General features: G+C 61.9%; 18 protein-coding genes and 2 pseudogenes. 6 read left to right on the top strand and 14 right to left on the bottom strand.

What is annotated here, in order from left to right; genetic code table 11:
- From flgG to B3P22_RS10405, 8 genes are all read right to left on the bottom strand, one after another.
- On the bottom strand, positions 1 to 786 hold the full coding sequence (flgG, locus tag B3P22_RS10440; protein WP_296270932.1) for a flagellar basal-body rod protein FlgG: 786 nt from the start codon (positions 784 to 786) through the stop codon (positions 1 to 3).
- A 46-nt stretch (positions 787 to 832) separates the two neighbouring features.
- The gene (locus B3P22_RS10435) at positions 833 to 1,573 is read right to left on the bottom strand and encodes a flagellar basal body rod protein FlgF (RefSeq protein WP_296270931.1); all 741 of its coding nucleotides are present in this window, start codon (positions 1,571 to 1,573) and stop codon (positions 833 to 835) included.
- A gap of 211 nt (positions 1,574 to 1,784) precedes the next feature.
- A complete protein-coding gene (gene flgE, locus B3P22_RS10430) occupies positions 1,785 to 3,170 on the bottom strand; it encodes a flagellar hook protein FlgE (protein WP_296270930.1) in 1,386 nt (461 codons plus the stop codon).
- A gap of 36 nt (positions 3,171 to 3,206) precedes the next feature.
- The gene (gene flgD, locus B3P22_RS10425) at positions 3,207 to 3,872 is read right to left on the bottom strand and encodes a flagellar hook assembly protein FlgD (RefSeq protein ID WP_296270929.1); all 666 of its coding nucleotides are present in this window, start codon (positions 3,870 to 3,872) and stop codon (positions 3,207 to 3,209) included.
- A gap of 19 nt (positions 3,873 to 3,891) precedes the next feature.
- A complete protein-coding gene (gene flgC, locus B3P22_RS10420) occupies positions 3,892 to 4,335 on the bottom strand; it encodes a flagellar basal body rod protein FlgC (RefSeq protein ID WP_013714948.1) in 444 nt (147 codons plus the stop codon).
- A gap of 11 nt (positions 4,336 to 4,346) precedes the next feature.
- Positions 4,347 to 4,754 (bottom strand): flagellar basal body rod protein FlgB, encoded by a 408-nt coding sequence (flgB, locus tag B3P22_RS10415; protein ID WP_296270928.1) that lies wholly within the window; start codon positions 4,752 to 4,754, stop codon positions 4,347 to 4,349.
- A gap of 340 nt (positions 4,755 to 5,094) precedes the next feature.
- The gene (cheR, locus tag B3P22_RS10410) at positions 5,095 to 5,922 is read right to left on the bottom strand and encodes a protein-glutamate O-methyltransferase CheR (RefSeq protein WP_296270927.1); all 828 of its coding nucleotides are present in this window, start codon (positions 5,920 to 5,922) and stop codon (positions 5,095 to 5,097) included.
- Between the two features lie 44 nt (positions 5,923 to 5,966).
- Positions 5,967 to 6,899 (bottom strand): chemotaxis protein CheV, encoded by a 933-nt coding sequence (locus tag B3P22_RS10405; RefSeq protein WP_296270926.1) that lies wholly within the window; start codon positions 6,897 to 6,899, stop codon positions 5,967 to 5,969.
- A gap of 76 nt (positions 6,900 to 6,975) precedes the next feature.
- Here B3P22_RS10405 and flgA point away from each other — a divergent pair, with 76 nt between their 5' ends.
- The 4 genes from flgA (at position 6,976) to B3P22_RS10385 (ending at position 9,564) form a co-directional block, all read left to right on the top strand.
- Positions 6,976 to 7,734 (top strand): flagellar basal body P-ring formation chaperone FlgA, encoded by a 759-nt coding sequence (gene flgA / locus B3P22_RS10400; protein WP_296270925.1) that lies wholly within the window; start codon positions 6,976 to 6,978, stop codon positions 7,732 to 7,734.
- A 136-nt stretch (positions 7,735 to 7,870) separates the two neighbouring features.
- A complete protein-coding gene (gene flgM / locus B3P22_RS10395; RefSeq protein WP_296270924.1) occupies positions 7,871 to 8,206 on the top strand; it encodes a flagellar biosynthesis anti-sigma factor FlgM in 336 nt (111 codons plus the stop codon).
- A gap of 50 nt (positions 8,207 to 8,256) precedes the next feature.
- Positions 8,257 to 8,724 carry a flagella synthesis protein FlgN gene (locus B3P22_RS10390; protein ID WP_296270923.1) on the top strand — a complete coding sequence of 156 codons (468 nt, stop codon included), beginning with the start codon at positions 8,257 to 8,259 and terminating at the stop codon, positions 8,722 to 8,724.
- Between the two features lie 90 nt (positions 8,725 to 8,814).
- A complete protein-coding gene (locus tag B3P22_RS10385) occupies positions 8,815 to 9,564 on the top strand; it encodes a flagellar brake protein (RefSeq protein WP_296270922.1) in 750 nt (249 codons plus the stop codon).
- A gap of 14 nt (positions 9,565 to 9,578) precedes the next feature.
- Here the strand turns inward: B3P22_RS10385 and B3P22_RS10380 are convergent, their stop codons facing one another.
- Both B3P22_RS10380 and B3P22_RS10375 read right to left on the bottom strand, forming a co-directional pair.
- The gene (locus tag B3P22_RS10380) at positions 9,579 to 10,895 is read right to left on the bottom strand and encodes an MFS transporter (RefSeq protein WP_296270921.1); all 1,317 of its coding nucleotides are present in this window, start codon (positions 10,893 to 10,895) and stop codon (positions 9,579 to 9,581) included.
- Between the two features lie 42 nt (positions 10,896 to 10,937).
- Positions 10,938 to 11,092: pseudogene (locus B3P22_RS10375) on the bottom strand (glutamine synthetase); the annotation flags it as partial.
- Positions 11,093 to 11,382: 290 nt separating this feature from the next.
- Between B3P22_RS10375 and sstT the strand changes: the two are divergent.
- Positions 11,383 to 12,606: a serine/threonine transporter SstT gene (gene sstT, locus B3P22_RS10370; RefSeq protein WP_296270920.1), complete on the top strand. Its 1,224-nt coding sequence runs from the start codon at positions 11,383 to 11,385 to the stop codon at positions 12,604 to 12,606.
- 157 nt (positions 12,607 to 12,763) lie between these two features.
- Positions 12,764 to 13,531, top strand: a complete 768-nt coding sequence (locus tag B3P22_RS10365; RefSeq protein WP_296270919.1) for an ATP-binding cassette domain-containing protein — start codon at positions 12,764 to 12,766, stop codon at positions 13,529 to 13,531.
- Positions 13,532 to 13,541: 10 nt separating this feature from the next.
- Here the strand turns inward: B3P22_RS10365 and fhuF are convergent, their stop codons facing one another.
- The 4 genes and pseudogenes from fhuF to fhuB all read right to left on the bottom strand — a co-directional run bounded on the left by fhuF (position 13,542) and on the right by fhuB (position 17,499).
- On the bottom strand, positions 13,542 to 14,285 hold the full coding sequence (gene fhuF / locus B3P22_RS10360; RefSeq protein ID WP_296270918.1) for a siderophore-iron reductase FhuF: 744 nt from the start codon (positions 14,283 to 14,285) through the stop codon (positions 13,542 to 13,544).
- Between the two features lie 21 nt (positions 14,286 to 14,306).
- A pseudogene (locus B3P22_RS10355) lies at positions 14,307 to 14,432 on the bottom strand (GNAT family N-acetyltransferase); the annotation flags it as partial.
- 105 nt (positions 14,433 to 14,537) lie between these two features.
- Positions 14,538 to 15,452 (bottom strand): iron-siderophore ABC transporter substrate-binding protein, encoded by a 915-nt coding sequence (locus B3P22_RS10350; protein WP_296270917.1) that lies wholly within the window; start codon positions 15,450 to 15,452, stop codon positions 14,538 to 14,540.
- A 10-nt stretch (positions 15,453 to 15,462) separates the two neighbouring features.
- Positions 15,463 to 17,499 (bottom strand): Fe(3+)-hydroxamate ABC transporter permease FhuB, encoded by a 2,037-nt coding sequence (gene fhuB / locus B3P22_RS10345; RefSeq protein ID WP_296270916.1) that lies wholly within the window; start codon positions 17,497 to 17,499, stop codon positions 15,463 to 15,465.
- Positions 17,500 to 17,565: the final 66 nt, after the last annotated feature.

Genomic DNA, 17,565 nt, shown 5'->3' with positions numbered 1-17,565 from the left:
TCAGAGGTTCTGCGTCACGAAGGACAACATCTGGTCGGCGGTGGAAATCACCTTGGAATTCATTTCATAAGCGCGCTGGGTGGTGATCATGTTCACCAACTCCTCGACAACGCTGACGTTGGAGTTTTCCAGGGTGTTCTGCAGTGTAGTGCCGAGGCCATTGAGGCCCGGGTTGCCGACCTGCGGCGCGCCACTGGAGCCAGTCTCCAGGAACAGGTTATTGCCGATCGCTTCGAGGCCGGCCGGGTTGACGAAGTCAGCCAGCTGGATGTTGCCGATGATCTGCGGCTGCGGGTTACCGGCCGTGGTCACCGAGACGGTGCCATCTTCAGCGACGGTGAAGGTGCGCACTTCGTTGGGCAGCACGATCGCCGGCTCCAGCGCGAAACCCTGAGAGGTTACGATCTGGCCGTCGGAATTCAGATGGAAGCTGCCGTCACGGGTGTAGGAAACGGTGCCGTCGGGCTGCAGAATCTGGAAGAAGCCACGGCCATTTACAGCCATATCCAAAGGCTGCTCTGTAGTCTGTAGGCTGCCAGCGGTGAAGATCTTCTGCGTGCCCACCACGCGCACACCGGTACCGAGCTGCAAACCGGAGGGCAACTGGCTGTCTTGGCTGGACTGACCACCGGGCTGGCGACGGATCTGGTACAGCAAATCCTCGAACTCGGCACGGTCGCGCTTGAAGCCGGTGGTGGCGACGTTGGCCAGGTTGTTGGAAATGGTGGTCAGGTTCATGTCCTGGGCGGACAAACCGGTCTTGCTGACCCACAGTGCCGGAATCATATCGTCTCTCCTCGGACGCCGGTTTTACGGCGCCGCGTGCTGATAATTAGCTAATCTGCAAAACCCGCGCCATAGCCGACGAGTTGTCCTCGGCGGTGCGCATCATCTTCACCGACAGCTCGAACTGACGGGACAGGGAAAGGATTGCGGTCATCTCTTCGACGGCATTGACATTGCTCGCCTCGAGGAAACCGGACGTCACCTGAACAGTGGCGTCGGCCTCGACCTCAGGCTGACCCTTGACGCGGATCAGGCCATCGGTGCCCTTCTCCATGCTTCTGGGATCAGGGTTGACCAGCTTGATGCGGTCCACCTCGGCCAGCACATTGGGGTTTTCGCCAAGGGCACGAATGCTGATGGTGCCGTCCTGGCCGATCTCCACCTTCTGCTCCGGCGGCACGGCAATCGGCCCGGCGTTGCCCATCACCGGCAAACCATTGCCGGTGCGCAGCATGCCCAGCGCGTCGATGTTCAGACTGGCGGTGCGAACGTAAGCCTCGCTGCCATCGGGCGCCTGTACGGCGATCCAGCCTTTGCCGCCGATGGCCACGTCCATGTCGCGCCCCGTCTCCTGCAGCGTCCCCGGACGGAAGTCCGTGGCCGGCCGCTCGGTCATGGCGAACACGCGCGCGGGATAGCTTTCACCGAACAGCGGCATGGAGCGCGCCTGCTCGAAATCCCGGCGGAACCCCGAGGTGGAAACGTTCGCCAGGTTGTTGGCATGGGCGCGCAGGCTCAGCGTGTTGTTCTGCGCTCCGGTCATGGAGACGTACAGCATCTTGTCCATGGTAATTCTCCGAGTGGGCGACGTGCCCTTGGCTCTTTGCAAGCTTTAAAGCAAGCGCTGTGCCAACCCCGAAAAATAAATGCAAGCTGCTGATTTAAAAGAAGTTAAGCCAGAAGAGAAAATTCAATGAGATTCCGGCGGCGAGGTTTTGCCGGCCTTTGAACGGCAAAGCGGCAAGCTTGGCTTGCCGCTTCATCTCAGATCACGACCATCAACGCAGGTTGATGATGGTCTGGGTAATGGCGCTCTCGGTCTCGATGGTCTTGGCGTTGGCCTGATAGTTGCGCTGGGCCACGATCAGGTTCACCAACTGGTCCGACAGCTCGACGTTGGAATCTTCCAGCGCGCCCGCCTGCAGAGCGCCGAGGGTACTACTGCGCGGCGTACCGATCACCGGCTCACCCGACTCGAACGACTGCGCCCAGCCGGTCTTACCCACCGGGGTCAGGCCCTGCACGTTGGCGAAGTTGGCCAGCACCACCTGCCCTTGCACCTTGGACTGGCCGTTGGTGTAACGCGCGAATATCACCCCGGTATCGTCAATTTCCAGCCCCGCTAACTGGCCGGTGGTATAGCCGTCCTGGCTGACACTGTTGACCGCGAAGGAACTGGCGAACTGGGTCGCCGAGCGCAGATCTATGCTGATACCTTCCGGGTTGGCAGTGGCACCATTGGGCGACCAGACTGGCGGCGTACCGCCGTCGGAGCTCGCCGGCACCCAACTGTCGAGACCGATCATGCCATTGGTAATGCTGAAGCCCGTCGGCGTAGAAGCGTTCAATGCCGTCAGATCCAGCTTGCCGGCAGCATCAAACTGCAGGGTAACCTGCGACGGCGTCGTCAGGCTCGGGTCATCCGGGTTACGCCCGTCCACCAGAACCTTCATGTCCCAGGTATTGGCACCAGTCTTGACGAAGTATTGAGTCAGCGTGTGCGCATTACCCTGACTATCATAGATATTCACCGAGGTCGACGAGTTGTAGGACGTCGGGTCGGTAGGATTGAAGGTGGCATTCGCGGCTGCCAGCGCACCATCCGCATCACCCGGGTTGGTTGCCAGATGCGAGTCGTAGGCCGTCTGCCAGGCACTCGGCGAAGCCAGAGTCGAATTCAGGTTGATATTCTGATTCAGCGCGGTGGTCGCCTTGGGCTCCTGATTGCCCGACTGCACTCTCAGGTCACTGGCTACACCACTGACGATGTTACCGTCGGCATCCGAAGCATAACCCTGCAGGCGATAACCGAAATTGTTGACGATGTAGCCGTCGCGATCCGTACCGAAGTAACCTGCGCGGGTATAGCCAATATCCCCACCGTTACTGGTCACGAAAAAGCCATTGCCGTTGATGGCCAGGTCCAGCGCGTTCTGCGTGTAGTTGATGTTGCCCTGATTGAACAACTGCGAGACGTTGCCCAGCAAGACGCCACTGCCCTGCGGATTGGAGCCAGTGCCCAGCACCGACGCCGCATAAACATCGGCGAACTCGGCACGCGACTGCTTGAAGCCTGCCGTGCCGGCGTTGGCAATGTTGTTGCCGGTGACATTGAGGTCGCTGGTTGCCGCACGCAGACCACTGAGACCGATATTGAACGACATGGAAGACTCCTTTGCCGGAACTGCCGGCAGCAATAATTACTGGCCGATGACCTGCACTTGGGAAAGAGGAACGTTGCCGAGGCCGGCAAGGTTGAGCATCAGCTCGTTGCCGCCCAAGGTGACGCTGTCGACGTTGGCCGGCAGCATGGTGTAAAGACCCTTGGTTTCGCTGCCGTAGGTGGCCTGCGCCTCGAACTTGTAGGTGCCGGGCGGCGCTACGTTGCCGCTCGAATCCTTGCCGTCCCAGATGAAGCTGACATTGCCAGCGGCCTGCTCGCCCAGGTTGATCCGGGTGACCAGCGAACCCGAGTTGTCATAGACGTTGACGTACACGTTGCTGCTGCTGACCGGCAGCACGGTGCTGGCCTTGAAGCTCTCGCTGGTATCGACCACCGCCTTCTCGCCCGGCACGATGACCTTGCGCCCGACCAGGGAGGACGCCTGCAACGCCTGTGAAGACTGGAAGCTGGAAAGCATCGAGCCCATGCTAGTGTTGAGTTTCTCGATACCTTCCACCTGGCTGAACTGCGCCAACTGAGCGATGAACTCACCGTTGCCCTGCGGCTCCAGTGGGTTCTGGTTGTTCAACTGCGCCACCAACAGATTCAGGAACTCGTTCTTGCCAAGGTCGTTGCTCTTCGGACCTTCCGGCTTGAGCTGGTATTGCTCCAATACCGAACCAGCGCCACTTACGGTACTCATATGATTTCCTCGTCTCGGCTTACTGGCCCAGGGTCAGCACGCGCTGCAACATCTGTTTGGCGGTATTCATCATTTCAACGTTGGTCTGGAAGGCGCGGCTGGCAGAGATCATGTCGGCCATTTCCTCGACCACGTTGACGTTCGGGTAGTAGACGTAGCCGTCGGCGTTGGCCATCGGATGATCCGGCTCGTAGCGCGGCATCAGGCTGCTCTGATCCTCGATCACGCCCAGCACCTGCACGCCACGGCCGGCTTCGTCCTGCTCGGCGAACAGCGAGCCACGGTCGCCGCCCTGCGCCTGCTGGAACACGGTGGCGAACACCGGATGGCGCGCGCGGTAGGTCTGATCCAGACTCGAGGACACGGTCTCGGCGTTGGCGATGTTGCTGGAAATGGTATTGAGGCGAGTGCTCTGGGCGCTCATGCCGGTTCCGGCGATATTGAAAACACTGGCAAGGGACATGATCGCGCTCCTTATTCGCCGCGCAGGGCTGCGGTCAGCCCTTTGAATTTGCTGTTGAGGAAGGTGAAGCTGGCCTGAAACTGCACGGCGTTCTCGGCGTAGTTGGACTGCTCGATCTGCAGGTCAACGGTGTTCTGGTCCAGCGAGGCGTGGAACGGCGTGCGGTAAGGCAGCTCGGCCTCGCCAGTTTTCACGCCTTCGGCCGGGATATGACGGCTGTCAGTACGGTTCAGGGCTACGCCACCACGCTGCATGCGGCTATTCTGCTCGGCCAGCACGCTGGCGAAGTCCAGGTCACGCGCCTTGTAATTCGGTGTATCGGCGTTGGCGATGTTGTTCGCCAGCACCTCGGCACGCTGGGCGCGAAAGCCGAGTGCCTGCTCATGGATGCCGAGGGCTCTGCCGAAATTGATGCTCATGCTCTGAACCTTTGCCGCTGGGGCCATGTGGTTACTGTTGCGAGCTATTCAGCAAATGCTATGCCAACTTATTTAATTCAGTATTTTCAAGTAGTTAGCGCTTAGTTAAGCGACGAGAAGCGGCAAAGCGGCAAGCCCTTTCCGCCTGTGGGCAAGCAAGCGGCAAAGCCAGACAGATCACGATTGCCGCTCGCAGGGTGCCCATGCGCACCGACTCTGTAGCATCCAAACCGCTGGTGTGCGCGGCGCACCCTACTGATCGAGCCCCATGGGTTTCAGAACCCAGAAATGCAAACGGGAGGCCATGGCCTCCCGTTCGTTTGCTGCGTTCACCTTGCGGCTACTTGGCCTTGTAGATGATCCCTGGGCTGCACTGCACCATCTGATATTTGTCCGGCAGGCCATTGAGCGCCTCGGAAGCCCCCAGGAACAGATAGCCACCCGGCTTGAGAGTGGCATGGATGCGCGTGAGGATGTCCTTCTTCACTTCGGCGGAAAAGTAGATCAGCACGTTGCGACAGAACACGATGTCGAACTTGCCTAACGCTGCGTAGCTGTCCAGCAGGTTCAGCGGCCGGAACTCGACACGGCTCTTGATCGGCGCCTTGACCTGCCAACGCCCCGGCCCCTTCGGATCGAAATAGCGTTGCAGGCGCTCCTGCGACAGACCTCGACCCATGGCCAGGCTGTCGTATTCGCCGGACTTGCAGTTGGCCAGCATCGAGGGTGACAGGTCAGTGGCAACGATCTGCATCCCCGCCTTGAGCTGGCCGAGGTTGGTGCGCTCGAACTCATCGATGGACATCGACAACGAATACGGCTCCTGTCCGGACGAGCAGGCTGCCGACCAGAGGCGCAAGCGCTGGCCGGGGTACGCCTTGATCAGCTCGGGCAGCACCCGGCTCTTGAGCACCTCGAAGGGATAGGTGTCACGAAACCACAACGTCTCGTTGGTGGTCATGGCATCGACCACCTGCTCGCGCAGCCCGCCACGAGGCTGGCTTTGCATGCGCTGCACCAATTCGCCCAGGGTCTTGATGCCGTTCTGTTCCATCAACTTGTTCAGACGACTGGAGACCAGGTACTGCTTGTTGCTGCCAAGCAGAATACCGCAGGCCTTTTCCAGGAAAGTCCGGAACTGCTCGAAATCCAAATTACCTGAAGACACTAGTGCCGCCTCACCTACCATAACATTCGCCGAAGGTCGTACCTTCAGCCCCCATCCGACACCCGAATACGATCGACCACGCGCGCGGCCAGATCATCCGGCTTGAACTTGGCCAGGAAATCGTCAGCACCGACCTTCTTCACCATCGCCTGGTTGAATACACCAGAAAGCGAAGTATGCAGGAGGATATGCAGCTTCTGCATGCGCGGATCGCTACGAATCTCGGTAGTCAGTGTGTAGCCGTCCATCTCGGGCATCTCGATGTCGGAAATCAGCATCAGCAGTTCCTTGTCGGGATTGCGCCCTTCCTCCGCCATCTTCTTGAGATAATTGAGCGCCTCGCGACCGTCATTCAATGCCGTGACTTCCACGCCGACGGTCTGCAGGCAGCGCGAAACCTGTTTGCGCGCCACCGAGGAGTCATCGACGATCAACACATGCTTGGTCACCGCCTGACTCTGCACCTGATCATCGATGACGCCAGCGGAGATCACCTCGGAAGTCGGCGCGACCTCGGCAAGAATCTTCTCGACGTCGATAATCTCGACCAGTTGCTGATCGAGCCGCGTAACGGCGGTCAGGTAATGATCGCGCCCCGTCCCCTTGGGTGGCGGATGAATCTCCTCCCAGTTCATGTTGACGATCCGCTCCACCGAACGCACCAGAAACCCCTGAACCTTGGTGTTGTACTCGGTGATGATCACGAAGCTGGTCTTCAGATCCCCCAATGCCGCACGCCCCGTCGCGATGGAAAGATCGAGAATCGGGATGGTGCCCCCACGAATGTTGGCCACGCCTCGGACCACCGGGCTGGATTTGGGCATGATGGTGAGATTGGGGCACTGCAGCACCTCCTTCACCTTGAATACGTTGATACCGTAAAGCTGTGGGCCTTCCAGGCGAAACAGCAGCAACTCCAAGCGGTTCTGCCCCACCAGCTGAGTTCGCTGGTTAACCGAATCCATCAACCCGGCCATGCCCGGACTCCTCTTTGTTTGGTAACGCCTACCCGTTGAGCCTAGCAGGCGGCACGGGGCTTGCTTTGCAATACGTATGAAGCAGAAAACGTCATCATTCCGTCAGCTACTGGCAAAGTGCCTTGCCACTTTACCCGTTCTACTCGCATTGCCGGCACTCGGCTACAGCGGTACGGCGGCGGCCACCTCCATCAGTGCTGAACAACTTATCGGCGCTACTGAATCCTTTCTTGAGCAACTGACCACTGAATATCTACAGCGTAGCGAAATTCAGGGCCGCCATGAGATCCGCGTCAATCGTCTCGATCCACGGTTGCGTTTGCCTTTGTGTGACCAGCCATTGACCACTACCCTGGAAAGCCCGGCACAACCGCTGGGTCGGGTCACAACGCGGGTGCGTTGTGACGGCAGCTCTCCTTGGACGGTGTTCGTGCCCGCCGAGATACGGCTGTACCGTCCGGTCGTCGTGCTGACTCGCCCGCTCAAACGCATGAGCGTAGTGAAGGCGACGGATTTGAACATGGTGGAACGCGACGTGGGGCAGCTCGGTCAAAATTTTCTGACGGACCCGATGCAGGCAATCGGCAAGAAATTGACACGGCAACTGGGTAGCGATCAGGTTCTGGCGCCGAGCCATCTACAAGTGGCTGAGGTCATACGACGCGGCGATCAGGTCGTGATCAGCGCACGCGGCACCACGGTCAATGTCCGTATGCCCGGTGAAGCCCTGACGAATGGGGCCCCAGGCGAGCAGATCAATGTCCGCAACCTGCGCTCGCAGCGAGTGGTTCGGGCGCGGGTGATCGGCCCGGGGCAGGTGGAAGTGTCGATGTAGGCACGTTTCTTGTAGCGCAAAGGTCTGGCGATTCCCTACACTGTTTCAACGACGCGCTGAAATTAGTCCTAAAGTTTTCCCGGCAACGGCCGAAAAGCATGGCAAGCGTCCACCATATCGTCCGAGGTTCTGCATCATGGTCATCGACTTCAACCGGCTGAACAATGCCAATACGCCCGCCAATGCGGGACGTACCGGCGCGACTCAGGCTGGCAATCGCAATGAGTCGGCACAGCCGAACAAGGCGCCTGTCACCGGTACCGATGAACAAACCACCGCCAAGAGCGGCGAATCCGTGCAACTGAGCCGAGAGGCACAGCAGTTGCAAACAATCGGCGAGAAGCTGCGTGATCAGCCCATCGTCAACAAGGAGCGTGTGGCCCAGTTGAAACAGGCCATCGCCGACGGCAGCTATCAGGTCGACAGCAAGCGCGTCGCCCAGAAACTGCTCGACTTCGAATCCCAGCGCTAGTCTCAGGGCTGCGCTGGGGGTGTTGGACGCCCGACCCCCAAGAGCCCGCCATGCACGACACAGCCCTGCTTGACCTGTTTACTTCCGATATCGGCACTGCCGAGCAATTGCTTGAGCTGATCGATAACGAATTTCAGGCCCTCACCGACCGCGACCTGCCGCGCCTCGATAGCCTGCTCAGCGAAAAACAACCGTTGCTTGCCCAGCTCCAGCAGCACGGCAACGACCGCAGCCGACTGCTGCAAAGCGCCGGCCTGAGCGCTGATCGCGAGGGTCTTACTGCGCTAGCGGGTAAATCCTCGGTGGGCGACCAGTTACTCGCTCGCAGCGAGGAGCTTTCCACTGTGCTGCAGCGCTGCCAGGAAGCCAATCTGCGCAATGGCCGTCTGATCCGCGCCAGCCAGGCCTCGGTTGGCAGCGTGCTCGGCATTCTGCGCGGCGGTGAAACGCCAGGGCTCTATGACAGCCGCGGCAGTGCCGCTAGAATCGCGCAGCAAAGGCCGCTCAGCCAGGCCTGATTCCATACTCATAAAAAAGCACAGGGACATGCAGGCACTACGCCAGTATGCTGGTGCCGTTGTAGTCCATGATTCGGAGAGTTCCGACCTGTGTCCAGCGCGTTCAACGACGAGAGCGGTCCTCAGCCGCCCAAGGTGCTCAAGACATCCGTAGAGATCATTGCCACCCTGCGCCAATTGCAACAGAACCATGACCCGCTGCTCGTGCAGTTCAAGGATCGTGGGCAACGCTTCCAGAGCTATCTGGTCGAAATCGACAAGGACCGCGCACGCATCGCACTGGACGAAATCATCCCCACCGACGGCGAGCGTTTTCTCAAGCAGGGCGAGCCGTTCAGCGTCGAAGCGTATCGCGACGGCGTGCGTGTCGCCTGGACCTGCGATCACGATGTCCAGCTCGGCGAGCTCGAGGGCGCGCCCTGCTACTGGGCGCCATTGCCCGACGAGGTGATCTATCACCAGCGGCGCAGCGCCTTTCGCGCGCAGCTCAAGCAGAGCGATCTGGTCAAGGTGGATCTCAATGGCGACAAGCTGCGTGAGGCGCTACCCGGTCACCTGCTGGATATCTCGGCTAACGGCTGCAAGCTGCGTTTTGCCGGCAATCTTGCCCAACAGCTGAGCGCAGGCCAGGTACAGGAGCGCCTCACCGCCCACCTGCCCTTCGGCGATTTGAACTGCGCCGTGGAAATACGTCACGTCCAGTACGAAGACAAGGTCGACATGACCTTCGTCGGTTGCCGCTTCCATCGCATCAATGGCCTGGAGCAACGTCAGGTCGAGCGTTTCGTCTATCAGTTGCAGCGCGAGGCACGCCGCACCGAGAGCGACGGCCCCTTCTGAAATCCTGGCAGCCGTTACGAGGCTGCCTGCGCCTTTTCCTGCTCCTCTTCTGTCGCCGCTGCCGCGGCAGCCGGTTCCTGCATCTGCTCCTGCACGGTCTGTTCATCCACTCGCGGGTCGAGTGCGGCCACCAGCGGCGAGCTGGCGACATTGCCTGGCATGGCCATATGTTGCAGCGGCGCATCGTCGACCTGATGCAGATGCGTGACCTTTTCAGGGCGAATGCGCCAAACCAAGATCAACGCGCAGAAGCAGATGAACGCGTACAGCATATTGGCGCCATAGAAGCGCATCAGCACACCCGTCAGCAACGGGCCGATACAGGCGCCGACGCCGAAGGTGACCAGCAGCATGGCGGTAAGCGAAACGCGGCGCTCCGGCTCCACATGGTCGTTGGCCAGCGCCACCGCCAGCGGATAAAGGCTGAACTGCATCAGACTGACCAGAAAACCTATGCAGATCAGCAGACCGAGAAAGACCTCCGGCAACGCCGCCAGCGGCAAGGCGGCGAGCAACAGCAGCACTGCACAGCCGCGGATCAAGCGCACACGGTCATGGCGATCCGACAGCCAGCCCAAAGGCCACTGCACCAGCAAGCCGGCCAGAATGCAGCTTCCCATGAACAGGCCCACCTCCTCGGTGGAAAGACCCATGCGCGTGGCATATAAGGGTGCCAGGCCGTAGAACGAACCGATCAGCAGGCCGGCCACGGAAATAGTGGTTAGCGACAGCGGCACTCGCCGCAGAAAGAAACGCAGCTCCAGCGGCGCCGGATGCAGGGGCGCCGGATGCAGTCGCCGCGTCAGGGCCACCGGCACCAGGCACAGGGCGAAACACAGCGCAACCAGCATCAGCAGTTCCAGCCCCAGCGCGGGGTGAACCACCAGCGCCAGTTGCCCGAGAATCAGCCCCAGGTAGGAGGCTGCCATGTAGCCGCTGAACACCAGACCGCGCTGCCTGGCTTCGGCCTGCTCGTTGAGCCAGCTCTCGATCACCATGTACTGGCACATCATGCCCAGGCCCACCAGCACGCGCAGCAATAACCAGAACGGCAGCGACTCCACCAGACCATGACCCAGCACCGCCGCGGTCACCACCCCGGCACAGGCGACGTAGGCCCGGATATGCCCCACCCGCCCGATCAGACGGTGCCCCAGCTTGCCGCCCAGCACCAAGCCGAAATAGTTGGCGGCCATCAGTGCGCCGACCCACAGACCATCGACCGTATCGGCCAGACGCAGCGCCAGATAGGTACTGAGCAGACCGGAACCAAGCAGCATCAGCAAAGTGGCGAAATACAGCGAACGGAATGACTTCCAGATCAGTCGCATTGGCGGGTAAAGCTCCTTGTACGCGGTAACGAATTGATGGCCTCAGGCCTGGCCCGTCAGAACATGACGCGCCCAGGGCGTTATCTCGTCGTAAAGCTGCTCAGCTCCATGGCCTTGCAGGCGATGTAACCTTCGATGAACTGCGCACCGAACAGTTCGATCGCCAGATCACTGCGCCTCAACCTTTCTCTGATGGCTGGCCGGTATAGGTTAGCGCCTATTGCTCGAAGCATATCGAGTCCCGCAACAAAGACCTCGCTAGAGCCGGATTCGAACCTTGACGCTTAACGGCGGGCAAAGCTTGCCGAGATGCGACACCCGCTTGCACGCTATCGTCCAGATGCCTATTGCCAGCACGAAGCACAGCGCGGCTGTGCTAAAGTCGCGCGCTATTTTTTCGGCCAGCCCTCCTGAGGCTGTCTTGAAAAGCCTCTCGATCCAGGCACGAAGCCACCTGCGACGCGCCCAGCAACCAGAGAACCAAGCGATGTCCCAAGCCATGCACCCTGCCCTGCAGTTCCTTAACCGTACCAGCCTGGTGACGCAGATCATCATCGGCCTGCTTGCAGGCATTGCCCTTGCCGTCATCGCCCCGCAGGCAGCTTTGTCCGTCGGCTTCATCGGTAGCGTGTTCGTTTCTGCGCTCAAGGCCGTCGCCCCGGTACTGGTGTTCATTCTGGTGATGTCGTCAATCGCCAACCACCAGCATGGCCAGCAGACTCACATCCGTCCGATCCTCGCCATGTACCTGATCGGCACCTTCAGCGCTGCGCTGGTGGCCGTGGTGGCCAGCTTCGCCTTCCCCTCGGCGCTGGTGCTGAGCAGCCAGGCGGCCGAACTGTCGCCCCCCGGCGGTATCGGCGAAGTGCTCAAGACCCTGTTGATGAACGTCGTCGACAACCCGGTCAACGCCCTGCTCAACGGCAACTTCATCGGTATCCTGGCATGGGCCATCGGCCTCGGCTTCGCCTTCCGCCATGCCAGCGTCGGCAGCAAGCAATTGCTGGGCGACCTGTCCAATGGCGTCACGGCCATCGTCAAACTGGTGATCCGCCTGGCGCCGCTGGGCATCTTCGGCCTGGTCGCCGCCACCCTGGCCGAATCCGGCTTCGACGCCCTGCTCGGCTATTTGCACCTGCTGGTGGTGTTGGTCGGCTGCATGCTGCTGGTGGCACTGATCATCAACCCGGCGCTGGTGTACTGGAAGATCCGCCGCAACCCCTATCCGCTGGTGTTCACCTGCCTGCGCGAGAGCGGCATCACCGCCTTCTTCACCCGCAGCTCGGCCGCCAACATCCCGGTCAACCTGCAACTGTGCCAGCGCCTGGGCCTTCACGAGGAAACCTATTCGGTGTCCATCCCGCTGGGTGCCACCATCAACATGGCCGGCGCGGCGATCACCATCACCGTCCTGACCATGGCTGCGGTGCACACCCTGGGCATCGCCGTCGACCTGCCCACCGCCCTACTGCTGAGCGTGCTGGCCTCGATCAGTGCCTGCGGCGCCTCGGGCGTGGCAGGCGGCTCGCTGCTGCTGATCCCGCTGGCCTGCAGCCTGTTCGGTATTCCCAATGATGTGGCCATGCAGATCGTCGCCATCGGCTTCATCATCGGCATCGTTCAGGACTCGGCGGAAACCGCGCTGAACTCGTCCACCGACGTCCTGTTCACCGCCGCCGCCTGCCTGGCGGAAGAAAAGCGTCAGGGCTGAATATCAGGGGCTCGCCTCATCAGGCAAGCCCCTATCCACCTGAGGATGCGCGCCGCCGCCCACAGGAAGGGAGCGCGGGGCAGAACGCCATAAAATTGATAACGATTAGCGTTTGAATTAGATTGACGCCCTTCGCAAACCCACCGCGGCCGCCTTCATGTTCGAATTGCAAAGCGTCAGTTTCAGCATTCCTGAACGCACCCTGCTGCATCCCCTGAACCTGCACATCGACGCCGGACGCATGGTCGGTCTGATCGGCCATAACGGTTCAGGCAAGTCCACCCTGATCAAATTGCTCGCCCGCCAGCAGTCGCCCAGCGGCGGCCAGATCCTGCTCGACGGCAAGCCGCTGCCGGCCTGGGGCCAACGCGACTTCGCCCGCCAGGTGGCCTACCTCCCTCAGCAGTTGCCGCAGACCGAAGGCTTGACCGTACGCGAGCTGGTGGGCTTTGGCCGCTATCCCTGGCACGGCGCACTGGGGCGCCTGGGCAGTGAAGACAGCGCGCACATCGAGCGCGCCATGGACCTTACCGATACCAGCATGTTTGCCGATCGCCTGGTAGATCATCTGTCGGGAGGCGAGCGCCAGCGCGTCTGGCTGGCCATGCTGCTGGCGCAGAACACCCGCTACCTATTGCTCGACGAGCCCACCTCGGCACTGGACATCGCCCATCAGGTGGAGGTCCTCTCGCGCGTCCACGAACTCAGCCGCGAGCTGGGCCTGGGGGTGCTGGTGGTGCTGCACGACATCAACATGGCCGCGCGCTATTGCGATCATCTGCTGGCCCTGCACAGCGGTCGCCTGCTGGCCCAGGGCAGCCCAGCCGAGCTGATGCACGGTGAAACTCTGGAGCGCATCTACGGCGTGCTGATGGGAGTGATGGCCAACCCGGTGGACGGCTCGCCGATCAGCTACCTGTACTGAGCGGTACGCCTCAAGGCACCGAACCGGCCGCCTGCGCAGGTGGCTCGTCGAGCAACGGGCAGTTCTCGCACAATTCCAGTTCGGGCAGCAGGTAGCGGATGCAGCACACTCGCCGTTGTCGCCAGGGCAGTTCAGCGCCCTGCAGTTCGACATAACGTACCGGCTGATACAGCGGGTTACGCCGTCCATCAGGCTGCAGAGCCGCCTGCAGAAGGCTGAAGCCATCGGCCAGCAATGGCGGCGGAAGTACTTTGCCCAGCGCCGTCAGAATCCACTCGAAATAATTGCCGGCATTGCTCCAGAGCACCTTGGGCGCAATCTTCACCTGCGCGGTGAATGCCTGGATCAAGGGCTGCAGGTGATCATGCTGAAGATGGGCGAAGCGTTCGAACGGATCGCCCGGGGCAAACGCCTCTCCTGCATCGCGCAGCTTGAAGGCCTGCGGCAGATGCTGCGCATCGAGCACCACCTCGACGTCGTCGAGGTGCAGTGGCAGACGCCGGTTCAGCACCAGCGCGGCGGCCACCACTGGCGGGATCAGGCGCACGAAATAATGCTTCGACCACTGCGACAACAGCGCGCGGCGATCACCGCCTGTGTACACCTCGCCGAAACGCGCCAGCAACATCGGAAGCCCCTCGGCACTGAGCAATTGGCCCAGCGGCACCGAGGGCCGTGGATCATCGTGCAGCATCAGGGTGTCGCGATAAGAGGAGAAATCGCCGATAAAAAGCGGCGCCAGCGCCTCAATCACCCCGAACCATTCCCGATGCGTTCAATACAGCACCCCGTTGTCGAAAAAGCGCTCGCGTCCAATCGCCATCAACGCCGCACGCTTGTGAGGAAAGTCGAACTCCTTTTCCCGGTAATAACCCAACTCCTGCTTGGAGCCAATCATCTTTCCCAGCGCCGGCGCGACCGTCCTGACCGAGGGATAAATAGCAGAACACCCATATTTGATTATCAACAAGGATTAATCCAACAGACGAATGGCTAAGAGCAAAATTCAACGCTTCATTGCCTCGATCGCCTCGCGCACCTGGGTGGCGATGGCGGCCGTCGAACGCGGGCCACCAAAGGTCCAGTACGGCGTGGGGAGAAAGGCGTAACGCTGCTGCTGGGCGACCGGCAGGGCTTGCCACAGAGGGCTTGCAAAGAACGGCGCCTGCTCCTGCCCACCGATGAACAGCACGCGCAGCCCCGGCTCGCTGGCGAAGGTGCGCATATCGATGCGACGGTGCAGACTGTGCGCGGAACGCAAGGTCCAGGGCGAGCGCACCTGCAGACGATTCATCAGGCTGCCGATCAGCGTCTGCTGGTTGAGGGCGATGAAACTGCCCTGCTGCACCAGCGGGTAGAGCACCGCCACCGGCTCGCCCTGCAGAGCTCGCTCACGGACGGCCTTACGCGCGGCAGCCAGCGCCTGCTGCCCTTCGCGGATCACGGCAGCGGCCTGCGCCTGCCGGCCGGTCAGGCGCCCGAGGTGCTCCAGCATGGCCTCACCGATGGCCACTCCGTCATAGCCTGCCGACGCCAGCGACACCTGATAGATCAGGGTCGGCGCCAGGCCATCGAGACGCTCGAACAACGGCAGGTGCAGGTAAGCCACGCCGACGATCAGATCCGCCTCCAACCGGGCGATGGTCTCCAGATTGGGCTGCTGCGCGCTGCCCAGCGACACACTGCGCTCGAGCAGATCGTTACCGATACCGATGTAGCGGCGATAGCTGGCCAGGTTCGCCACCCCGACCGGCTCGATCCCCAGCGACACCAGCAGTTCGGTGCTCAGCTCATCGAGACTGACGACGCGCAGCGGCGCTTCTCCAACGCCAGTCGACTGCCGGGCCACCAGTTGCGCATCGGTCGCCCAGGCGCCGTGCGCCAGACACACCAGCAACGCCCCGCAGAGAAGACGCAACATCGCCACCGCGCTAGCTCCTTTTGTCACTGAAATAGACGCGGCTGAGCAGCAGCAGGAACAGCGGCGCACCGATGGCAGCCGTGGCGATCCCCAGCGGGATGTCCAGCGGCGCGAGCAACACACGCCCGAGCAGGTCAGCCGAGGCCAGCAGGGTCGCGCCCAGCAGCGGTGCCGCCAGCAGGCGCTGGCGAGCCCGATGAAAGCCCAGCAAACGCACGCCATGCGGCACCAGCAAACCGATGAATGCCACCGGCCCGACCACCGCCACAGCCGCCGCGATCAACGCACTGGCCAGCACGATCAGCAACACCCGCCGGCTCGGCACCGACAAGCCGAGGCTGCCGGCCACACCATCGCCCAGCTGCAGCAGATCCATCCAGCGCGTGGTCGCCGCACACAGCGCCAGGCCGATCACCAGCCAGGGCAGCATCGCCTGCAGATCATCCCAGGTGCGCCCGTAACTGCTGCCCACCATCCAGATCAACGCCTGGGCGATATTGCTGGTGAACTGCGCCATCAACAGGCTGACCAGGGCCAGCACCACGCCGCTGATGGCAAACCCCGTAAGCGTCACGCGCAGTGGCTCCAGGCCGTGGCGCAGGTTGAGGCCGATGACGATCACCAGCGCCAGACCGGCGCCCAGCCACGCCAGCGGGAAACGCCAGGCCACCGCCAGTTCGGGCATGAAGATCAGTGCCAGCAGCACCACCAGCGCCGCCATCTGGCTCACCCCGAGGATTTCCGGGCCGGCAAGCGGGTTGCGCGTTACCGCCTGCAGCAGCATGCCGGCGGTTGCCAGCAGTGCTCCGGCGGCCATGTCCACCAGCAGACGCGGCAAGCGCAGATCGAGTAGCGTCATGGCCATGGGTTCGCCGGCCCAGACCCGCTGCCAGAACGCCCAGACGCCCGACTCGCCCTGCGCCGTACCCGCTATCAGCAACACCAGGCAGATCAGCACGGTAAGCACGACGAACGACCACAGCGGCATGCGCCTGGCCCGGTTCTCGCCCGGCATGCTCGCCGTAACCGCCGCCACCGGCGCGCTGCGCCCGTAGCGCAGCAGCAAGAGGATCGCCAGCGAACCGAGAATGGCCGACAGCACCCCCAGCGGCAGTTGGAACCAGGGCTCGACGGCCGCCACCAGCGCATCGGCGAGCATCGTCAGCAGCGCTCCCCAGATCGCGCACAAGGGAATCAACCGGGAAGGTCGCACCACGGCAAAGGCAAAGCGCAACAGGTTCGGCGTGATAAGCCCGATGAAACCCAGCGGCCCGGCCAGATGAATGGCCAACGCGGCCAGCAGACTGCCCAAGACGATGCTCAGCCCTTTCAGCCAGGCCGGCGACAGCCCCAGCGAGCGCATCTGCCCATCGCCCAGCACCGCGAGGTTCAGCGGTCGCATCAGCAACAGCAGCGCCAAGGCCATCATCGGCAACAGGTACAGGGCCGGGTGCATCGCGCCCCAGCCCAATTGCTGCAGCGAACCGGTGTTCCACAGCGCTACCACCATCGCGGCCTGGTCGTTGAGGCTGAGAAACAGCGCGATCAGCGCGGCGAAGGTCTGCGCCACCGCCACCCCGGCCAGGGTCAGGCGCAGCGGTGAAGTGTTCCAGCCGCCGGCCATGAGGAAGGTGAACAGAGCCGCCAGCAGGCCGCCGACGAAGACCAGCGGCAGACCGAGGGCGCTGGGCAGGAGCATGCCGAGAATGACGCCCAGTTGCGCCCCGGCGGTGATACCGAGCAGATCCGGCGACACCAGCGGGTTGCGCGTGATCAGTTGCATGATCGCCCCGGAGACGCCCAGGCAAGCGCCCACCAGTACACCGGCGAAGGCGCGTGGCAGTTGGGTCCACCATAGCAGCAGGCCATCGAGCGATGGCGCCGACGACAACGGTGCCAGCCAGGCCTCGGCTGTCGGCCAGGGATGGCGCAACACGCCTTGCCACAGCAGCATCACCAGCAGCAGCGCGAGTCCCAGCAGCGCCAGGCCAACATGACCGAAACCGCGTGCAGCGGCTGGCTGCCCAGGGCGACTCAAACTCGTCATCCGTTGTCCTTACATATGCAAAAAGGCGAAGGGTGTCCCCCTCGCCTTGGTTTGCTCACTTGGTTG

The sequence above is a fragment of the Pseudomonas sp. UBA6323 genome (assembly GCF_002439135.1).
Classification (GTDB): Bacteria; Pseudomonadota; Gammaproteobacteria; order Pseudomonadales; family Pseudomonadaceae; genus Aquipseudomonas.
The sequence above is the reverse complement of the archived record's forward strand: the minus strand, read 5'-3'. Positions and strand labels throughout refer to the sequence as shown.